Origin of the sequence: Paenibacillus sp. PL2-23 (genome assembly GCF_040834005.1) — a bacterium.
Taxonomy (GTDB): domain Bacteria; phylum Bacillota; class Bacilli; order Paenibacillales; family Paenibacillaceae; genus Pristimantibacillus.
In genome coordinates this window covers 5022204-5042500 of record NZ_CP162129.1, presented here as the reverse complement: position 1 = coordinate 5042500, position 20297 = coordinate 5022204, and the positions used below count along the sequence as shown (strand labels likewise).

At 54.3% G+C, this 20297-nt stretch carries 11 protein-coding genes, 12 tRNA genes and 1 rRNA gene (1 of these 24 only partly in view); 22 read left to right on the top strand and 2 right to left on the bottom strand.

Annotated features, from left to right (window positions below):
- The 11 genes from AB1S56_RS22315 to AB1S56_RS22265 form a co-directional block, all read left to right on the top strand.
- Positions 1-2159, top strand: a 23S ribosomal RNA gene (locus tag AB1S56_RS22315) (it extends 772 nt beyond the left edge of the window).
- A 125-nt stretch (positions 2160-2284) separates the two neighbouring features.
- Positions 2285-2360, top strand: a tRNA-Asn gene (locus AB1S56_RS22310).
- A 5-nt stretch (positions 2361-2365) separates the two neighbouring features.
- Positions 2366-2441: transfer RNA gene (locus tag AB1S56_RS22305), tRNA-Thr, on the top strand.
- Positions 2442-2510: 69 nt separating this feature from the next.
- Positions 2511-2585 (top strand) — tRNA-Glu (locus AB1S56_RS22300).
- Positions 2586-2589: 4 nt separating this feature from the next.
- A tRNA-Val gene (locus tag AB1S56_RS22295) sits at positions 2590-2665 on the top strand.
- An 11-nt stretch (positions 2666-2676) separates the two neighbouring features.
- Positions 2677-2751 (top strand) — tRNA-Gln (locus tag AB1S56_RS22290).
- A 9-nt stretch (positions 2752-2760) separates the two neighbouring features.
- A tRNA-Lys gene (locus AB1S56_RS22285) sits at positions 2761-2836 on the top strand.
- A 17-nt stretch (positions 2837-2853) separates the two neighbouring features.
- Positions 2854-2936, top strand: a tRNA-Leu gene (locus tag AB1S56_RS22280).
- Between the two features lie 233 nt (positions 2937-3169).
- Positions 3170-4510, top strand: a complete 1341-nt coding sequence (locus tag AB1S56_RS22275) for a hemolysin family protein (RefSeq protein ID WP_340873048.1) — start codon at positions 3170-3172, stop codon at positions 4508-4510.
- Positions 4511-4623: 113 nt separating this feature from the next.
- Positions 4624-4706, top strand: a tRNA-Leu gene (locus tag AB1S56_RS22270).
- A gap of 98 nt (positions 4707-4804) precedes the next feature.
- Positions 4805-5056, top strand: coding sequence for a hypothetical protein (locus AB1S56_RS22265; RefSeq protein WP_340873047.1), 252 nt, complete (start codon positions 4805-4807; stop codon positions 5054-5056).
- Between the two features lie 15 nt (positions 5057-5071).
- On the opposite strand, the gene AB1S56_RS22260 is transcribed toward AB1S56_RS22265, so the two are convergent.
- Entirely contained in the window at positions 5072-5464 is a 393-nt protein-coding gene (locus AB1S56_RS22260; RefSeq protein ID WP_340873050.1) for a DUF2203 domain-containing protein, read from the bottom strand.
- A gap of 161 nt (positions 5465-5625) precedes the next feature.
- Here AB1S56_RS22260 and AB1S56_RS22255 point away from each other — a divergent pair, with 161 nt between their 5' ends.
- From AB1S56_RS22255 to AB1S56_RS22230, 6 genes are all read left to right on the top strand, one after another.
- Positions 5626-8076 (top strand): phosphodiester glycosidase family protein, encoded by a 2451-nt coding sequence (locus AB1S56_RS22255; protein ID WP_340873045.1) that lies wholly within the window; start codon positions 5626-5628, stop codon positions 8074-8076.
- Between the two features lie 513 nt (positions 8077-8589).
- Entirely contained in the window at positions 8590-9447 is an 858-nt protein-coding gene (locus AB1S56_RS22250) for an ABC transporter ATP-binding protein (protein WP_340873044.1), read from the top strand.
- A 203-nt stretch (positions 9448-9650) separates the two neighbouring features.
- Positions 9651-9725, top strand: a tRNA-Gly gene (locus tag AB1S56_RS22245).
- Positions 9726-9733: 8 nt separating this feature from the next.
- A tRNA-Arg gene (locus AB1S56_RS22240) sits at positions 9734-9810 on the top strand.
- 29 nt (positions 9811-9839) lie between these two features.
- Positions 9840-9916, top strand: a tRNA-Pro gene (locus tag AB1S56_RS22235).
- Positions 9917-9929: 13 nt separating this feature from the next.
- Positions 9930-10003 (top strand) — tRNA-Gly (locus AB1S56_RS22230).
- Between the two features lie 649 nt (positions 10004-10652).
- Here the strand turns inward: AB1S56_RS22230 and AB1S56_RS22225 are convergent.
- The gene (locus AB1S56_RS22225; protein WP_340873043.1) at positions 10653-13826 is read right to left on the bottom strand and encodes an RICIN domain-containing protein; all 3174 of its coding nucleotides are present in this window, start codon (positions 13824-13826) and stop codon (positions 10653-10655) included.
- Positions 13827-14257: 431 nt separating this feature from the next.
- Between AB1S56_RS22225 and ppc the strand changes: the two genes are divergently transcribed.
- The 5 genes from ppc (at position 14258) to AB1S56_RS22200 (ending at position 20167) form a co-directional block, all read left to right on the top strand.
- Positions 14258-17062 carry a phosphoenolpyruvate carboxylase gene (gene ppc / locus AB1S56_RS22220; RefSeq protein ID WP_340873042.1) on the top strand — a complete coding sequence of 935 codons (2805 nt, stop codon included), beginning with the start codon at positions 14258-14260 and terminating at the stop codon, positions 17060-17062.
- Positions 17063-17256: 194 nt separating this feature from the next.
- A complete protein-coding gene (locus AB1S56_RS22215; RefSeq protein ID WP_340873041.1) occupies positions 17257-18273 on the top strand; it encodes a trypsin-like peptidase domain-containing protein in 1017 nt (338 codons plus the stop codon).
- 266 nt (positions 18274-18539) lie between these two features.
- Positions 18540-18689: a hypothetical protein gene (locus tag AB1S56_RS22210; protein ID WP_340873040.1), complete on the top strand. Its 150-nt coding sequence runs from the start codon at positions 18540-18542 to the stop codon at positions 18687-18689.
- 116 nt (positions 18690-18805) lie between these two features.
- Complete coding sequence (gene sigW / locus AB1S56_RS22205; protein ID WP_340873039.1) at positions 18806-19372, top strand: RNA polymerase sigma factor SigW; 567 nt, start codon at positions 18806-18808, stop codon at positions 19370-19372.
- A 153-nt stretch (positions 19373-19525) separates the two neighbouring features.
- Positions 19526-20167, top strand: coding sequence for a zf-HC2 domain-containing protein (locus AB1S56_RS22200; RefSeq protein ID WP_340873037.1), 642 nt, complete (start codon positions 19526-19528; stop codon positions 20165-20167).
- Positions 20168-20297 lie beyond the last annotated feature (130 nt).

The following is a 20297-nucleotide window of genomic DNA, read 5'->3' as shown; positions in this document are numbered from 1 at the left end:
TGGAGGCCCGAACCCACGAATGTTGAAAAATTCGGGGATGAGGTGGGGGTAGCGGAGAAATTCCAATCGAACTCGGAGATAGCTGGTTCTCCCCGAAATAGCTTTAGGGCTAGCCTCGGTGATGAGTGTCGTGGAGGTAGAGCACTGATTGGGTGCGGGGCCCGCCAAGGGTTACCAAGTCTAGTCAAACTCCGAATGCCATAGACATGCTTACCGGGAGTCAGACAGTGAGTGCTAAGATCCATTGTCAAGAGGGAAACAGCCCAGATCATCAGCTAAGGTCCCCAAGTGTGTGTTAAGTGGGAAAGGATGTGGAGTTGCACAGACAACCAGGATGTTGGCTTAGAAGCAGCCACCATTTAAAGAGTGCGTAATAGCTCACTGGTCGAGTGACTCTGCGCCGAAAATGTAACGGGGCTAAACACACCACCGAAGCTATGGCATGTACCTTAGGGTACTTGGGTAGGGGAGCGTTGAATGTAGGTTGAAGTCAGACCGTAAGGACTGGTGGACAGCATTCAAGTGAGAATGCCGGTATGAGTAACGAAAAGACAAGTGAGAATCTTGTCCGCCGAAAGCCTAAGGGTTCCTGAGGAAGGCTCGTCCACTCAGGGTAAGTCGGGACCTAACGCGAGGCCGAAAGGCGTAGTGGAAGGACAACAGGTTGATATTCCTGTACCACCGAAAATCGTTTGAGCGATGGGGTGACACAGAAGGGCAGTGACGCGGACTGATGGAATAGTCCGTCCAAGCAGTGAGGCTAGTTGGTAGGCAAATCCGCCAACTGTAAGGCTGGGCTGTGATGGGGAGCGAAAATTGCAGTAGCGAAGGTCATGTACTCCGGCTGTCAAGAAAAGCCTCTAGTGAGATCAAGGTGCCCGTACCGCAAACCGACACAGGTAGGCGAGCAGAGCATGCTAAGGCGCGCGGAAGAACTCTCGTTAAGGAACTCGGCAAAATGACCCCGTAACTTCGGGAGAAGGGGTGCCTCGGTAGGGTGAATAGCCCGAGGGGGCCGCAGTGAAAAGGCCCAAGCGACTGTTTAGCAAAAACACAGGTCTGTGCGAAGCCGTAAGGCGAAGTATACGGGCTGACGCCTGCCCGGTGCTGGAAGGTTAAGGGGAGCGGTTAGGGGCAACCCGAAGCTGTGAACCGAAGCCCCAGTAAACGGCGGCCGTAACTATAACGGTCCTAAGGTAGCGAAATTCCTTGTCAGGTAAATTCTGACCCGCACGAATGGCGTAACGACTTGGGCGCTGTCTCAACGAGAGATCCGGTGAAATTTTAATACCTGTGAAGATGCAGGTTACCCGCGACAAGACGGAAAGACCCCATGGAGCTTTACTGCAGCTTGATATTGGACTTTGGTACGATCTGTACAGGATAGGTGGGAGCCTATGAAGCCGGAGCGCCAGCTTCGGTGGAGGCGTCCTTGGGATACCACCCTGATCGTATCGGAGTTCTAACCTGGTACCGTGAATCCGGTACAGGGACCGTGTCAGGCGGGCAGTTTGACTGGGGCGGTCGCCTCCTAAAATGTAACGGAGGCGCCCAAAGGTTCCCTCAGAATGGTTGGAAATCATTCGAAGAGTGCAAAGGCATAAGGGAGCTTGACTGCGAGACCTACAAGTCGAGCAGGGACGAAAGTCGGGCTTAGTGATCCGGTGGTACCGCATGGAAGGGCCATCGCTCAACGGATAAAAGCTACCCTGGGGATAACAGGCTTATCTCCCCCAAGAGTCCACATCGACGGGGAGGTTTGGCACCTCGATGTCGGCTCATCGCATCCTGGGGCTGAAGTAGGTCCCAAGGGTTGGGCTGTTCGCCCATTAAAGCGGTACGCGAGCTGGGTTCAGAACGTCGTGAGACAGTTCGGTCCCTATCTGTCGCGGGCGCAGGAAATTTGAGAGGAGCTGTCCTTAGTACGAGAGGACCGGGATGGACGTACCGCTGGTGTACCAGTTGTTCCGCCAGGAGCACCGCTGGGTAGCCAAGTACGGACGGGATAAGCGCTGAAAGCATCTAAGCGTGAAGCCCCCCTCAAGATGAGATTTCCCAATTAGTAAGACCCCTTGAAGACGACGAGGTTGATAGGTTCGGGGTGGAAGCACGGCAACGTGTGCAGCTGACGAATACTAATCGGTCGAGGGCTTATCCTAAACACATCGTAAGCATATGCTTATGACAGCTAAAGTTCAGCAATCTTTCGTATCCAGTTTTCAGGGCGCAAGCCTTGAAATGATTGTCTCTTAGCCGCTTATGCTCAAGGACATAATGTCAATGTTCCCTGATAGCTCAGTTGGTAGAGCACTCGACTGTTAATCGAGTTGTCACAGGTTCGAGTCCTGTTCGGGGAGCCATTCACGCTCTCATAGCTCAGTAGGTAGAGTGCATCCATGGTAAGGATGAGGTCACCGGTTCGATCCCGGTTGAGAGCTCCAGTTCTTCTTCGAAGCACTGACGGTATCATGTGAAAGACAAGCATTACTTTTTGTATCGCAATACTTTAAGGCCCGTTGGTCAAGGGGTTAAGACACCTCCCTTTCACGGAGGTAACAGGGGTTCGAATCCCCTACGGGTCACCATCCTGGAGGATTAGCTCAGCTGGGAGAGCATCTGCCTTACAAGCAGAGGGTCGGCGGTTCGATCCCGTCATCCTCCACCATTACCGTTCGCTGGGGATTAGCCAAGCGGTAAGGCAACGGACTTTGACTCCGTCACGCCTAGGTTCGAATCCTAGATCCCCAGCCATTTTATTAAGAGCCATTAGCTCAGTTGGTAGAGCACCTGACTTTTAATCAGGGTGTCGTAGGTTCGAGTCCTACATGGCTCACCAGTTTTATATTGATCCATGCGCGTATGGCGGAATTGGCAGACGCACCAGACTTAGGATCTGGCGGGCGACCGTGGGGGTTCAAGTCCCTCTACGCGCACCATTTATCAATGACTCAACCATCAGGAGCTTGCTCTTGGTGGTTTTTGCTTTTTCTGCAGCGCTAGGGTTTGAATCCGCTGAAATTTGTCCAAATATTGAATAGTCCTCGCCGTTTTCGACATAATAAGCAAATTAATGTACAAATCTTGAAACGAGAGAGGACTAACCAACGTATAGGTGACTATTCTGCTTATGACGCATGGAGGTGAATCCCTCAATCTTAGAGGGAACGGATTGGAATTAACTATTGTTATTAACTTGCTTTTGGTTGTGCTGCTTGTTGGATTAACTGCATTTTTTGTCGGTGCCGAGTTTGCGGTTGTTAAGGTCCGGATGTCGAGGATTGATCAATTGATTGCGGAGGGTAACAAGAAAGCTGTCGCGGCCAAAAAATTGGTGATGGAGCTTGATTATTATTTGTCGGCGTGTCAGCTTGGTATTACGGTTACAGCTCTAGGTCTTGGTGCGCTTGGCGAACCGACAATTGAGAAAATATTGCATCCCATTTTCCATGACTGGGGAATATCTGACGCTTGGGCAACGCCAATCTCCTATACGCTGGCGCTATCCCTGATGACGTTCCTCCACGTTGTATTCGGAGAGCTGGCACCGAAGACGCTGGCGATTCAATTCGCTGAACGCATGACCTTGTTGCTGTCGGGTCCGCTTGTGCTGTTCGGCAAGCTGCTATTCCCGCTCATCTGGCTGTTGAACGGATCGGCGCGAATCTTTTTGCGACTATTTGGCGTGCAGCCTGCAGGCCATGAGCAAGCCCACTCCGAGGAAGAGCTGAAGATCATTATGACTCAAAGCTTCAATAGCGGAGAGATCAATCAGACTGAGCTCGCCTATATGCAAAATATTTTTGAATTCGACGAGCGTGTAGCGAAGGACGTTATGGTTCCGCGTATGCAGGTGATTACCATCGATGAACGGATGTCGAACGAGCATATTTTGGCTGTTATTGACGAAAATCGTTATACCCGTTATCCTGTGACGCAGGATGGAGATAAAGATAAAATTATCGGATTCCTGAACGCAAAGGAATTTGTTACGGATGTGGCGCTTGGTCGCTCCACGCCATTACGAGAGCTGATGCATGAGATTGAGGCCATTCATGAAACTGCGCCTTTGCAGCAGGTGCTGTTGAAGATGCAGAGGAAGAGCATGCATATCTCGCTTGTGGTGGATGAGTATGGCGGCACAGCTGGTATCATCACCATGGAGGATATTCTGGAGGAGATCGTCGGCGAGATTCGTGACGAGTTCGACCTGGACGAGCAGCCAGATGTGATGAAGGTGTCCGAGGATGAATATATTTTGAGTGGACGTGTCCTTCTCAGCGACATTGAAGAGCAATTCGGCATCGTGTTCCAGAACGATTACAATGTGGACACGATTGGCGGCTGGCTGCAGGTGCAATTTATTTCGCTGGAGGAGGATCCCGAGCCAATCGACCATGGGGATCACCGATGGACGATAGTGGAGATGGACAACCATCAAATCCTGAAGGCATCCCTCAAGCTGAATGTGAATCAACAAGGGCAAGAAGAAGCAGAAGACACAGAGCGCTAAGCCTCTTACAAGCACAGCAAGCCCGCCTCATTAAGGAGGTCGGGCTTGCTGCAGCTTGAAGTAGTTGCATTTTGTAACGCAATCGTGTATGATCTAATTCTGAGCTTCAATATGCGCGTATGGCGGAATTGGCAGACGCACCAGACTTAGGATCTGGCGGGCGACCGTGGGGGTTCAAGTCCCTCTACGCGCACCACTTACATAAGAACGCCGATTGGACCACCTGGTCCCGTCGGTTTTTTTGTTTGGAGCGAAAGAGCGAACATTCTTGACCTTTGACAAGGAGATGTCACATTGAAGCCTATATCTATCGAGAAATTTGTGACTTTATATTTGCAATCCAATCCAAACGAAAACAGACAAGATATGCTTAAAAAGCTAAGATTGGCGGTTACTGCGAAGCATGAAGGGACCTGCTGCATCCAATGCGCAGAGCCAATCTGGGCGGTTGGAACAGCAATTGCAGGATGGAACGTTTGCTTTACTTGCTTAACAGGTGAAGCGGACGATTCGAAAGATTATGAAGTCGTTAATAAATTTCGTTAGCCCCATACAGCCTTGCTAGGCATCGGGGTGGAGCCGTCTGCCCGCGTAGCCGTCGTTCCATCCATGATAGTGAGTAATACGGTTCTCACCTTCCCTCCAGCAGAGCAGCACCTCTTCGCCGTCCATAATCGCGGGGAAATCAAGCAGGCCAGGCGATACCATTTTGACCAGCACCCCTCTTCGAGAGAAGTTGTCCATATACAAATTAAATTCCACCTGCATGAAATCAAGTCTGCTCTCAAGCTCGAATAAGGGATCGCCTTCGCTTGTCTTGTGGACAGCCTTTAGCTTGCGATAAGCGATATACTGCTCCTCCAGCTCCTCGGACATTTCCTGCAGACGTCCAAGCTCTATCTTCAATTGCGGCAACAGGGCGTTTGCTTCCTCCAGCGTATATCTTTTGTTCATCACGGATTATCCACTCCTTGAACCTCAGTGTACTAAATGAACACCAGACAATTCAAACGAAATGTTGTGGAGATCTACATTTTTTTGCAGGGATGTCCGATATAATTTCCAGTCCTATTCCAATAGGTGCATGTTTGCTAGAGAGAGCGGAGGCGTCGAGGGTGGTAATAAAACAAATAAGGGGAAGGCGCGCAGCAGCGGTGCTGCTTGCGGCAGCGCTAGTGTTAACGGCTCCTGCGGGCCAGTCAGAGGACAGAACAAGCTATGCGGCTTCAAGCCTTGCTGCCAAGACGGGGGCACAGCTTCACGCGTTAGAGACAGAGAGCAAGCAGAGCAGTGTGCAGGCCAAAACAGAAACAGAGTATTGGCGTTATCAGGCGGAGGGTAAGCTGAATAAGCCGCTGACGCTTCTAGAGGGCCGAATGCTCGTGACGACGGAGAACGGCCATATCGTTATTGTAGACGGGAATGGCAAAGCGGTATTTGCCAAAAATCAGTATACCCGCCTCACTGCACCCGTTACGAACAAGAAAGGCGAGATCTGGATCACGGGAGAGAGCGCCAGGCTGTACCGATATGACAATAAGGGCAATGGCGAGATGGCGGGCATTTATTATTTTCAGAAGAAGACGGAGCGCTTGCTGCCGTCTGCCGCGCTTGTGGATGGCGAAGGCCGCCCCTACTTCTCTTATGAGCATGCGATTCTTTCCTTGAATGCGAAGGGGGAAAAGGAAGCCTTCACGCTGCCCGCAGGAACAACGGTCACCGACATGGCCCCTGCGGCACGCGGCGTCTACGCGCTTGGGAGCAACGGCAGCTTGTACGCCGTGCATGGCAGCAAGCTGCTGTGGCAGGCCGAGCTGCCGTCGGCGCTTCGGCAGGCGAAGCTGGCCGCCGACGGAACGGGCGGCCTCGTGCTGGCGGCGGGCAAGGCGCTTGCGGGCTATGAAGCGGACGGCACGGTCCGCTTCACGCGCGAGCTGTCCGCCGCGCCCGCCGGCGGCGGCTGGTCGTCCCCGGTGGCGCTGCCCGGGGACGACGGCTCTTTCATTGCCGCTGAGCTTGGCGGCAATGCCATTGTGTCGTTCCGCCTCCGGGACGGGGCGGAACGGTGGCGCGCCAGCGCCAGCGGGGCCGGAGGCTTCGGCCCCGCGGCGCTTGCGCCGGAGGGCGGCAGCGGCCATGTGCTGGCCGCCGCGCGCTCCGGCGCGGTGTTCGCGATCGATCCCGCAGGGCGGATCGCGTACAGCTATAAGCACGCCGCTGTCAGCGCAGCGGGCGGCGTGTTGGCGCTTGGCGGCGGACGGATCGCGTACGCGTCCGCCGACGTGCTTGTCGCGGCGGGGCCGTATCGGCCCGTCGCGGTCACTTATGCGGCAGCGGCGCTGAAGCTGCCGCTGGGGACGCGGCTCCTGATCACGGACAAGCTGAAGCTGTCCGTTCCAGTCGCGGTCAGCTACCGCACAACCGATGGGAAGGTTGTGCGCGTAAGCCCGGAGGGCATCGTGACGCCGGTTGCAGCCGGCAAAGCCAGGCTAATAATGGATGTCACTGCTCCGGGCTATAAGGGGTCGCTGGAGCTGCCCGTAGAAGTGAGCGCCGCTTCCACCCAGCTGAAGGCCAAGCACGCCTCCCAGAAGGTGAAGCTGTCCAATGGAGCAACGTATACGGTGCAGACGGTGACCATTCCGAGAGGAATGCCAGTTACGCTCGGCGTTGCCAAACGATCGGTAGGCACGTCGCAGGCGCTCGCCGATATCGCCAAAACGTATGGCGCGGAAGCCGCCGTTAACGGAACTTATTTTTCGGCGTATGAGGGTTTGCCTGAGCCGTATGGGATGATGATGTCCGACGGCAAGGTTGATTTTATCGGCAATACGGGTACGACCATCGGCTTTACTTGGGATGGCACAGTGTTAATGGACAACCTCCGCGCCAAATATTTAGGAGGCATCAACGGGTCTTTTTCCCATCCCAACAACTGGTACGCTTATTTCGTGAATCGCACGCCGGCGCAGGGAACGTCCTCGGCCGTCTTGTTCACTCCGAAGCGTGGAGCGAAGCTTGGGTTCGCTTACGGCACAGCCGTAACGGTGCGGAACGGCGTCGTTACGCTGAAGAGCAAAAATCAGAATGCCGCTATTCCAGGTGACGGCTATGTGCTTGTATTCACGGGCGTTGAGGAGAAGCTGGCGGATCGGTTCAAAGTCGGTGACAGGGTTGACTATAAGCTGGAGACCAAAAATCTGAGCGGTCAGCTCATCGACTGGTCACGAGTGCATACTGCGGTTGGAGCTGGGCCGAGATTGGTGAAGGATGGCAAGGTAGCCATCCAAGCCAAAGCGGAGGGCTTCACGGAAGCCAAGATTTTGACCAATGCGGCGGCTCGAAGCGGTATCCTGGTCAAAAAGGACGGAACCATCGTCATCGCCACCGTACCGGCAGCGACGATCAACCAGTGGGGCGAGATCATGGTCAAGCTGGGCGCCCAGCACGCGATGAATCTGGACGGCGGCGCCTCCTCCGGCTTATATATGGGGGGCAAGCTGGTGACCACGCCGGGACGTCTCATTAGCAATGCGCTGGTGTTCGGCAACAACTTAAAGTGGTAATTGAAGCAATGAGGCCGTTGCGGGCAGCCAGTCAGCCCTGCAACGGCTTTTTGCGCGCGCGCTGTGGTAGGTAACCTCGCTCAGCAGCTCTCGACAGTGCCGCATATGAACGAATTATCGTTCAAATCTGCAAAGTAGCGCTCCTCTAACATCGATTTTGAACGAAATATCGTACAAATCACAACAAGCATCCCCGCGCGCGCAGCAACTTGAATGAAAAATCGTTCAAGTTCGCTTAGTTACTCGTCTCGAATGTTGCATTTGAACGAAATATCGTCAAAACTGCAAAGTAACGCACCTCGTACATCGCTTTTGAACGAAATATCGTTCAACTCCGCCCACAGCCCGCCCCTGCACTAATATGCTGATAAAGTGAAGATTGTCATTGACATTAGACCTGAGAACCATTATCATTATTGTGTGTTATTGATAATAATTTTCATTTTTTGTCCATATAGATGACATGGAGATACAGAGCCTGCGAAAGCTTGGCGGAAGGAGCGTGCTTGTCCAATGATTCGATTAACGACTGCGAATCTCGACATTGCTTATGATGATCGATTAATTGTCCAGAATTTGAATATCGCAATCCCGCAAGGTAAAATTACGGCGCTGGTGGGAGCGAACGGATCCGGCAAGTCGACCATCCTGAAGACGATGGCCCGGATTATGAATCCGGCGCAAGGCAATGTTATGCTGGACGGCAAGTCCATCCACAAGCAGTCCACCAAGGAAGTGGCGAAGCAGCTGGCTATCCTGCCCCAGAATCCCACGGCGCCAGACGGCCTTACCGTTTCGGAGCTAGTGTCATATGGACGCTTTCCCTATCAGAAGGGCTTCGGCTCGATGAAGAAGGAAGACCGTGATATTGTGAACTGGGCGATTGAAGCTACTGGCATGGGTGAATTTGCCGATCGTCCTGTCGACCAGCTCTCCGGCGGGCAGCGCCAGCGTGCCTGGATTGCAATGGCGCTTGCGCAGGAGACTGACATTCTGTTCCTCGACGAACCGACGACTTTCCTGGATATGGCTCACCAGCTTGAGGTGCTCCATCTGCTTCAGAAGCTGAATGAGCGGAATAACCGGACTATCGTCATGGTCGTACACGATCTTAATCATGCTGCACGTTACGCGCATCATATGATTGCGATCAAATCCGGCGTGGTGAAGGGCGAAGGCTCGCCGCTGGAGGTCATTACACCGGACATTATGAGGGAAGTATTCAACATAGAAGCCGATATTGTGCCTGATCCGCGTACGGGCTTGCCGCTTTGCTTGCCGTTCGCCCTGGCTGGACAATCGGTTGCCGACCGCGTCATGGGCAGTCATGATCAGGTTGAACGTGAGCAGCTGACTGCGGCGGGCGCTTAAGAGGGTCCCACTTGCGAGTACTTTTTAACAACAAATAACTTATGTACATCGACCGTTTTCCTCCGGGAAAGCGGTCGTTCTGTTGCCGGCTTAAGAAATTTACTTATTTTTTGATTTTGCGCTTGCAATTCATTTCGCAAGATGATATATTATTACTTGTCGCCGCGATGATGGATGATATGAAACGACGACAAACCTAATGTGCGGAAGTGGCTCAGCGGTAGAGCATCGCCTTGCCAAGGCGAGGGTCGCGGGTTCGATTCCCGTCTTCCGCTCCATAATATTTGCGGCCTTAGCTCAGCTGGATAGAGCGTTTGACTACGAATCAAAAGGTCAGGAGTTCGAATCTCTTAGGCCGCGCCATCTTTTACTTCAGGAATGAATTATCACATCGGGACGTAGCTCAGCTTGGTAGAGCACCTGGTTTGGGACCAGGGGGTCGCATGTTCAAATCGTGTCGTCCCGACCATTCATTCTTATATGCGGGTGTAGTTCAATGGTAGAACTTTAGCCTTCCAAGCTAATAGCGTGGGTTCGATTCCCATCACCCGCTCCAGTATCTAAACTTCGAAACCTTCTGCGGTGCAGGAGGTTTTTTTGCGTTCTTGAAATGATACATATTAGCTGCTTGTGGCGTCATGTGAGGAATTTGCAGCGACACGCCGTGTCGTTATGGCAGCAACGGAGGCGATTTGACGCGCGACAGCGACACGAGAGATCGTTATAGCGTGCCAGGAGCAGCTAGTTTGGTCAACAGCGACACGCCGTGTCGTTATGACAGCAACGGAGACGACTTGAAGCGCAACAACGACACGAGAGATCGTTATAGCGTGCCAGGAGCACCATGTTTTGTCAACAGCGACACGCCATGTCGTTATGACAGCAACGGAGGCGATTTGACGCGCGACAGCAACACGAGAGATCGTTATAGCGTGCCAGGAGCACCATGTTTGGTCAACAGCGACACGCCATGTCGTTATGGCAGCAACGGAGGCGATTTGACGCGCTACAGCGACACGAGAGATCGTTATAGCGTGCCAAGAGCACCATGTTTGGTCAACAGCGACACACCATGTCGTTATGGCAGCAACGGAGGGGCCCTCGCTCCGTTCAACCACAAAAAAAGCTGCAGCTGCAGCGGCGCTTGATTCAAGCGGTCGCCTGCAGCTGCAGCGGGGGAGCGTATTGCTTATGCGCATGAATGATTAAGGGGTTGAAGCAACGGACCATTGCTGGTTGTAGCTGCTGCTGCTGCCCCACTGCTTCAGATCCTCGCCGTTAACGGTTTTGCCGGCCCCGTCCAGGTATAAGCCTGTCGCCCGATTCTTGAACTTGTAGTAATTGCCGGCGGTCTCCATGCTCCACTGTTGATTATGGCTGTTGCTGTCGCTCCACTGACCCGCAATAGAGCCATTGGCTGTCCGGCCCATGCCGTCCAGGTACAGTCCGGTCGCCCGGTTTTTGATGCGGACGTAGCTGCCTGCGGCTTCAATCAGCCATTGCTGATGATGCCCGGCATTATTGGTCCATTGCCCGGTGTTGGCTCCGTTGGCGGTTCGGCCCATGCCGTCCATGCACAACCCCGCTGCCCGATTGCAGATAAGCACGTAGGAGCTGCTTGAGGAGGTGGGGGCGGCTATGATCGCAACCGCGTCTACGGCCAGCGTGCCGCTCAGCACCTTCACTTGCACCGTGTGCTGTCCGCTGGAAAGTCCGCGAAGCGTGTAGGTCTGATACATTTCCGAAGAAGCTTTAGTTGCAGCGCTTGATTGAACGATCTGTCCGTCAACCGTAACCTCCAGCACAGCTGTTCCGGTGTTGGCGCCGAGAATATCGAATCCGGTGCCCGTGAAGGTGTATTGCATTGCAGCGCCTGCGCCCTGGCTCGTAGAGAGAGAGCGATGGTACGTATACATAGACTTGCCGTTCTCATGCGCCCAGGAGCCGCTGTAGATTAGCTTGGGCGACGGAGTGGAAGCAAGGGTGTGCATCTCTAGATTGTCCAGAAGCTCGGTATAATACGGGGCATAGCCTGGAATAGTCTCCACCAGCAGGTTATCGAACCGGACATGATAATAGCCGGAGGCAAGATCGACGCGTCCTGCAAGCTTGGCATTCGCATCCGTATAGGTGTATAACGCTACGCCATCCAGATAAGCGGTTACCTGATTGTCCGCGACCTGAATGGCGATATTATGCCACGCGGTATGGGCGGTGTTGAACCCCGCGATGGTGACGCCACCGCTGCCGGTTACGACGTTGCCGCTGGCGACGGAGCTGCCGTTCACGTGCATGGACCATCCGCCGTCGAACCAAAATTTCAGCCAGTACGGTGTGCCCGTCATGGTGTGGGAGGAGCTGCCGCCTTGCTGGCGGGCGCCGATTGCCGCATAATTGTCGCCGCCTGCGGTGCTGTTGTGCTCGAAGGACACATCAATGCTGGCCTTGTAATTCATCCAGCGATTGTCTCCGATAGCTGTGATCGGATTTCCATTGTTCCACGTACCGCCAAGCCCCATAGTCGTTTTGTCGACCTGCTGCCTCAGAACGTAGTTGCTGGAGCCATCCGGCAGATAAGCCTCGAATGCCCCGTTGCGATCGCTGGTGTACCGTGGAATAACGCTTTTGGTTCCGCCTCGGGCTTCAATATAGCTTTGGGTGCCCGTGATGGCGCCTCCCGCCCCGATAATCGGCACAGTCTTGCCGGTATAATCGAAGGTGTCCGCGTACAGGATGGAGTCGGAGGTGTTCTGAACAGAGCCGGTCGCATCGGTATCAAGCACAGTGCGCACCCCCTCTACGGGAAGCGGGGTTTGATACGCGCTCTTCGAGCTGTTGTCCAGCGTCGTGACGGTTACGATGGAATAGGGCTTCACCGTAATGGAATAGATACCGCTGCTTGCGGCAATTTCACCAAGATATTTCATGTATTGGCTGTTGAACGCCTGCCCGGCTGCGGCGGCGCGAGTTTCCCATACCTCTAGATTAGGGCTTCCGGAAATATTCATGTTGGCTGTATGAAGCGTATAGTCTCTCGAATATTCACTGTCATTAATGAGGATGGTCGAAAAATGGCTCTTATCAGGAGCGGCAAGCGTCATATAGCTCGGAGTGCCGTTCCGTCCATTAACGGGATTGGTGCCCGTTGCACCGGTGGAGCTGGCCTGAGGCACAGCGCGCCAAATTCCCGCAGTATTGCTCGCGTTCTCCCAGCCCGTTGTAGCGAACCAGCTGAAATGGCGCAGCACCTGAATGCCGGCATCGTAATGCATCCAGCCCGACCAGGGGTCTCTGGCGCTAACCAGCTCCTTGAAGGAATATTGGCCCCCCTCATAGAACGAGCCGATGGCTGGCTGGTAGATGAAGTGGGAGCGCCTTGAGTTGACGAAGCCCTTAATAATGGTATTGCCCATCTCAAGCGAGCTCCCCACGCCGCCTATGCCGGTGCCCGCAACCGTAGGGTCCTTGACGTTGTTGTTGGGACGGAAGGCTGTATTGCTGAAGGTCGCCTGCGCTTCGCTATTCCAGACCTGCTTGTCGAATTGCTCCGCCAGCTTCTTGTAATTGCCCGCGCTGTCATCATCGGTATTATAATGGTAGGCCGCGACCGCGACGGCGTCTCTTAACGTGACGTCGCTGACCATCGCATTGCCGAAGCTGCCGATGGACACTTCGTCGGAGATTACGACCTGTATAGCGTTGTACAGGCTCCTCTCTGTGCTGTTCTGGAACCCGGCGCTGTCGGTTTTCACCTGATTGGCATATTGCTTCGTCCAATTCAGATCGGCAGAATGCTCATTCACGCCCGGGTTCACGTAATCCACCATATAGCCATATTGCCGATATGCGGTGAGAATCGTATTTTTGTACCAGGTATAGATAAGGTCATTGGTATTCGCCCAGCCCGGAGCGTTCCAACGCAGGATGCTTACCTTTAAGTTGGGATTGACCTTCTTGGCGTCTGCCGCCAGCTGGAAGCCGGGATGCCGCTTCACATTGGCCGACTCGGTGGCGGTGCGCATTGTGGCAGGATCGGGACCTGTGGAGTTGTTGCGATCATTGCCCATCTCGATTTTTACATGGGTCATGACGGGACGCTCCCCGCCGAACAGAATTTGCAGCAATTGCGCGTATTTCTCGGGCTGCTCCGCCTTATAGTCCATAAGCAAGGCGCTGGAGCTGTTGCCGCTAAGCACGCCGAAGCCTTTGAATGTGAGACCGTTGATATTGCCTGATTGAATCTGATTACCGTCCAAAAAAATATCCGTTGCCGCAGCATACGAGCTCGGTGTGCCGGAAACCGGCAGCAGCCCCGCTATGAGCGCGGCAATCATGACCGCAAAGCGTAGTCGGGCACTAAAAGCTTTGACTTTTTTCATCCATAAATCCTCCTCTGTTGACCGATTGGAATGGCCCCATACAGGGACATCTATTATGGTATCGCAAGTCCGCAAGCGCTTTCATCGCTGGTTTTTTACACAAATTACTAGTATTTTTACCATGTGGAGGGTTGTGTTGCAGCATATCTGACAGCAGGCCTCCTGCAAAAAGGGATATAGGCCTCGAAATACGCATACTCTGAGCCACAATAGGGCGGCAGCCTTTGCCCTATCAAGCGGGGAGCAGGAATGCCCATGGCGACAGATTGCGCTTTAGGGCTTCAACGGAGTAGCATTTTGTAGTATGATGTTAGGAGTGATTAGGCCATTACCTGATAGTAACCTTACATTGTTGAAAACGGGCATGTGCGCATAATAAGAGCGGATGCTTTCAAAGTGAGTTTGCTGCACAGATTTATAGGAGGAACGATATGTCGGAACAAACGGTAACAACAACAGCGGCTAGTCGGACACAAGCGAACAATTTGCTGAGACGCGATGTTCGTTTCCTTGGCAACATTCTTGGCGAAGTGCTCGTGCACCAAGGCGGAAGGGAATTGCTCGATATCGTCGAGCAGATTCGGGAGCAGAGCAAGGCGCTGCGCGCCGACTTCATTCCGGAGCTGTTCGATCAATTCAAGTCGACGATCTCGTCGCTTGATCCGGAGATTCGCCATCAAGTCATTCGTGCGTTTGCGATCTACTTCCAATTGGTTAATATTGCGGAGCAGAACCACCGGATCAGACGCAAGCGGGATTATGAGGTATCCGCTGGCGAGGCGGTTCAGCGCGGCTCCATCGAGAGCGCCGTTCAGGATCTGAAGGAACGCGGCATCGCGGTGGCAGGCGTGAAGGAAATTATTAGCAACATCTCGCTGGAGCTGGTGATGACGGCTCACCCCACGGAAGCGACACGCCGCGCGGTGCTGGACATTCACAAGCGGATTGCGGAGGACGTCATGGAGCTGGACAACCCTACGCTGACGTTCCGCGAGCGCGAGAAGCTGAAGGAGAAGCTGATGAACGAGGTGCTCGTTCTCTGGCAGACTGACGAGCTTCGCGACCGCAAGCCGACAGTAGTCGACGAGGTGCGCAACGGCCTGTACTATTTCGACGAGACGCTCTTCGAGGTTCTGCCCAATGTGTATGAGGAGCTGGAGCGCTGCCTGGCCAAGTATTACCCGGAGGAGAAATGGCATGTTCCGGATTACCTGCGTTTCGGCTCCTGGATTGGCGGCGACCGCGACGGCAACCCGTCCGTAACAGCCAAGGTTACTTGGGAGACGCTGCAGTTGCATCGTCAGCTGGCGCTGCAGAAGTACGAAGAGAAGCTTAACGGCCTTATGGGCATTCTCAGCTTCAGCACGAATCTGGTGACGGTATCCGATGAGCTGATGGCTTCCATTCAGAAGGACCGCGAGCATGTCGAGCTGAAGAACATTGAGCTGTGGCGCAACGCCAAGGAGCCATACCGCATCAAGCTGGGCTTCATGCTGGAGAAGCTGGCGAACACGCGCAAGGAAGCGCTCAAGGGCAAACCTAGCCGGTACAATCATCCTAATGAGCTGCGCGAGGATCTGCTGGTTATCGACCGCAGCCTGCGCAATCACTACGCGGATTACGTGGCAGACACGGATCTGGCCAAGCTGGTTCGTCAAGTGGAGCTGTTCGGCTTCCACCTGATGGCGCTGGACGTTCGTCAGCATAGCAAGGAGCACGAGAACGCAATGGCTGAGATCCTGGCCAAGATGCATATCGTGAGCGACTACGCTTCCCTCTCCGAGACAGAGAAAACCGAGCTTCTGCATAAGCTCTTGAACGATCCGCGTCCGCTGACGTCGAGCCATCTGGATTACACGGAATCGACGCGCGAATGCCTGGATGTCTATCATACGATCTACCGGGCTCAACAGGAGTTCGGAGAGAACTGCATTACCAGCTACCTGATCAGCATGACGCAGGCAGCCAGCGATATGCTGGAGGTTATGGTGTTCGCGAAGGAGGTCGGTCTGTTCCGTCACGAAGGAGACGGCTCCGTACGCTGCACGCTGCAGTCTGTGCCGCTGTTCGAGACGATCGACGACCTGCATGCGGCGCCTGGCATTATGAAGGAGCTGTTCGAGCTGCCGATCTACCGCAAGGCGGTTGAGGCTCGCGGCAATCAGCATGAGATCATGCTGGGCTACTCTGACAGCAACAAGGACGGCGGCGTTGTTACCGCGAACTGGGAGCTTCGCGTTGCGCTGAAGGAAATTACAGCGGCCGGCAAGGAATACGGCGTCAAGCTGAAGTTCTTCCACGGACGCGGCGGCGCGCTGGGACGCGGCGGCATGCCTCTGAACCGCAGTATTCTGGCGCAGCCTCCACATACCATTGGCGGCGGCATCAAGATTACGGAGCAGGGCGAGGTGCTGTCCTCGCGTTACTCCATGCAGGGCATTGCTTACCGCAGCCTGGAGCAGGCCACTTGGGCGCTCATTACAGCCGCCCGCCTGGCCAAATATCCGCAGCAGGAGACTGCGGCGGAAGCGGAATGGGATGCTATCGCGCGCTCCATCTCGGAGACGGCGCTGAAGAAATATCAGGATCTGATCTTCCGCGATCCGGACTTCTTGACCTATTTCAAGGAATCCACGCCGCTTCCTGAGGTTGGCGAGCTGAATATCGGCTCCCGTCCTTCCAAACGGAAGAACAGCGACCGCTTCGAGGACCTGCGCGCAATTCCATGGGTATTCGCATGGACGCAAAGCCGCTACCTGCTTCCGGCATGGTATGCTGCGGGTACGGCATTCCAGGAATATGTGCAGGACGATCCTGCCAAGCTGGAGACGCTGAAGACGATGTACGAGCAATTCCCGTTCTTCCGCTCGCTGATCGACAATCTGCAGATGGCGCTTGCCAAGGCGGATCTCGTCATCGCGAAGGAATATGCGGACATGATCAAGGATCAGGGCATTCGCGATCGTATCTTCTCGCAGATCGAGCAAGAATACGCGCTGGCGTCGAAGCTCATCCTGAGCATTACGGGCCAGGACGAAATTCTCGACAATGTGCCGGTCATCCAGGAGTCCATCAGACTCCGCAACCCGTACGTCGATCCGCTCAGCTACATGCAGGTTCAGCTGCTTAGCGAGCTGCGTGAGCTGCGCGCAAACGATCAGGATGATCCTGAGCTGCTTCGCGAGGTGCTGCTCACTATCAACGGCATTGCAGCCGGCCTTCGCAATACGGGCTAGAAGCATTGCTCGCAAGCGTCGCTTGCAGGCTTCCCCGTCCATAGAAATGAGAAAGCCGCTGTCATCAGTCCAAAAGGCTGATGATGGCGGCTTTTTTTAGTTTGCTTTTAGTTGGACTTAAGATTGATTTAAGGTGCGTCCCTCATGATAGAGATATGCCATACAACAGCAGCACATGAGGGAGGATGGACAGTATGTATAACGAATCGAATGATTATAGAAACCAATTTGAGGCTTATTATAAGGAAGTGGCTGTGAGCAAGCCGGCCCGCCGCAAGAAGAGGGCTAAGGCAATGCCGATGGTGGCGGCATTCCTGACGGGGGCGATGGTCATTGGCGGCTTCTCCTATACGGCTGATCGAAGCAACCTGTTTACAGGCGGGACGTCAGGCGCAGCCTATTCGGCAGGCGTAACGGCGGATAGTAGATCGACCGGCGCGGGAGCGGGGCTGACGACGGCCTCCTTCAGCTCGGCGGAAGATATTGCTTCGATCTACGAGCAGGCAAGTCCGGCTGTCGTGAAGATTGAAAATTATGCCCTTATGCAGCAGTGGACGATGACGGGCAATCCTTGGTTTGATTCCTTCTATGGCAGCGAGTCGCGAGGCGGCCGCGGAGGGGCCTCGCGACAGCAGACCCCGCAAAGCGGCGGCGAGCTGACGTTAAGCGGATCGGGAACAGGCTTCTTCTTCGACAAGGAGGGCTATATTCTGACGAACCAGCATGTTATTGCCGATGCGGCTGAGGTCAAGGTGACTGTGCAGGGCTATGACGAGCCGCTTACGGCTGAGGTGCTGGGCTCCAGCCCTGAGCTTGACCTGGCGGTGCTGAAGGTTGTGAATCCGGACGGCAAGGCCTTCCCGGCTCTGACGCTGGGCGATTCTGACGACACCCGTATCGGCGACTGGGTGCTGGCGATCGGTAATCCTTATGGCTTTGATCAGACGCTGACAATGGGTGTGCTGAGCGCCAAGGAGCGCCCCATCACGATTGTCGACGAGGAGGGGGAGCATACCTTCGAGCACCTGCTTCAGACGGATGCCTCCATTAATCCCGGCAATTCGGGAGGTCCTCTGCTGAACGAGAACGGCGAGGTCATCGGCATCAATACAGCGGTCAACGCCGAGGCGCAGGGCATCGGCTTCGCTATCCCGACGACGACCATCCGCGAGGTGCTGGAGGGACTGAAGACGAACACGCTTCACGGATAAGCAAGGTGGATTCGGCCAGCGGCGACAAGCCGCTGGTTTTTGTCCCAGTTATAGCGTATAACATTTTCACGCGGTTCGAACGCCGCGACGCTAACGGACAAAAAATGCGCTTAGAGCTCGAATGTAGCGCTTTCCAGGCTGTAACGGTCAAACTGGACGCTTAGCCCTCCTAAACGCACTGACTTTCCCTCAAGTGTCGTTCTAACATTCGAAAATGTGCGTTACAACTTTGAATGGCCGATTAGACTAGTCTAAAGGATTTTTTTTTGACCGTTAGAAGCCCGGTTGAGATGATGACGCGGGCGATCGCTTTAATCAAGGACGCCGTCAGGCGTTTTTCTTATAGAAGAAGCAAATCGCTTCCAACGGAATCCTCCCGCAGCGATCTCGCCCCTAACGACAAGCCGCGCAGATAACTTCTTGCAATTTGCCGCCTGGTGGATTACCATTTTTCTAGTAGGTGAACTCATGAATGGAAGTCATGCAAAGTCGAAAGCGGGCGGACGATCGAGACGTTTGGAGGAATAAATAGGTGAATGTGCTGGAGAACAGGCTTGCGCGGCTTGCCCTCAAGGGTGACCAGCAGGCATTCGCGGAGCTTGTGGATCTGTACCAAGACAAGCTCTACCATATGGCTTACCGTATGCTGAGCAACCGCCAGGAGGCGGAGGATGTTGTGCAGGATACGTTTTTGCGGGTGTACAAAAACTTGGACCGCTTCGATGAGACGCTCAAATTCTCAACGTGGATTTATCGCATTGCCACTAATCTGTGCATTGACCGGCTCCGGAAGCGGAAGCCGACGTATTCGCTGGATGCGGAATCGCAGGAATACGAAGGGCTGGACGGCTACTCCATGATCCCGAGCGACAACAAGACGCCGGAGACGGAGCTGATCCTGTCCGATACCCAGCGCATTATCCATCAAGCGATGGAGTCGCTGCCGCCCAAATACAAGACGGTTATGATGCTCAGATACATACAGGATTTGTCGCTGCAGGAGGTCGGAGATATTCTCGGCATGCCGGTGACGACGATCAAGACGCGTGTGCATCGCGGGCGGGAGTTTCTGCGCAAGAAGCTGGAGCACCGATTATAAGGGGACCAGCGGGTGTTTTGTTTTTTTTGAAACATCATCTCTCGTCATACGTATCCTATAATGTGTGTTCAGTTACTCGTCACTTAAAGGTCTTGGCACAGACAGTGCCCATACATTCACAAGCATAAGCATCAGAGGAAAGGAATGGCTGCTATGGAATGCAAAGTCGCCATCGTCAAAATCCATGACTACCTGGACGGCGAGCTGCCTCGCGAGGAGATTCTCGCCTTGCAGTCGCATCTGAAGGCATGCTCCTCCTGCAGCGCTCGCTTCAAGGAGCTGGAGCAAGCGGACGCGGCTGCCTTCTCCGCGTGGGAGTCGGTCAAGCCGTCCGCTCAATTGGACGAAGCATCGTCCACTCAGCTGAAGGAGCGCATCATGGCGCAGCTGCCGAAGTCTAGAAGCAAGGGGCGCGGCCGCTTCGCGAGCCTCCTGTACAAGTATCCCGGCCTGACGGCCGCAGCCGTGTTCCTGCTCGTTATACTGGGCAGCTTCATGGCGACGTGGGATCAGGATACGCAGATGGTCGTTTCTGGCGAGGATCTGCAGCATGTCGTCATCAACGGTGACACCGTCATTGTGCCGGAGGGCGTGCAAGTTGCGGGCAGCTTAACCGTGGAGAACGGTAAAGTAGAGGTGCAAGGCACCGTGGACGGAGACGTGACCGTTATCGACGGCTCGATGGTGCTCGCCTCAACAGGACATATCGCGGGACAGAGCCGTGAAATTGACCAAGCGCTGGATTGGTTCTGGTTCAAGGTCACCTCCGTATTCGGAGGCGTGCTGCCGCAATAACGACGAAAGCTTCCCTTTCCATTGGAAAGGGGGGCGTTTTTTTTCGACAAGTCTAATAGAGGTTGTTCAAAAAGCCCACTTTTGATCACGAAGCTAATCAGGAAGCATACTCGGCATCGAATATCGAATT

Coding starts and splice junctions, on each gene's coding strand:
- AB1S56_RS22225 (WP_340873043.1), bottom strand. CDS start 13,826: ATGAAAAAAGTCAAAGCTTTTAGTGCCCGACTACGCTTTGCGGTCATG.
- AB1S56_RS22250 (WP_340873044.1), top strand. CDS start 8,590: ATGATTCGATTAACGACTGCGAATCTCGACATTGCTTATGATGATCGA.
- AB1S56_RS22200 (WP_340873037.1), top strand. CDS start 19,526: ATGGAATGCAAAGTCGCCATCGTCAAAATCCATGACTACCTGGACGGC.
- ppc (WP_340873042.1), top strand. CDS start 14,258: ATGTCGGAACAAACGGTAACAACAACAGCGGCTAGTCGGACACAAGCG.
- AB1S56_RS22215 (WP_340873041.1), top strand. CDS start 17,257: ATGTATAACGAATCGAATGATTATAGAAACCAATTTGAGGCTTATTAT.
- AB1S56_RS22260 (WP_340873050.1), bottom strand. CDS start 5,464: ATGAACAAAAGATATACGCTGGAGGAAGCAAACGCCCTGTTGCCGCAA.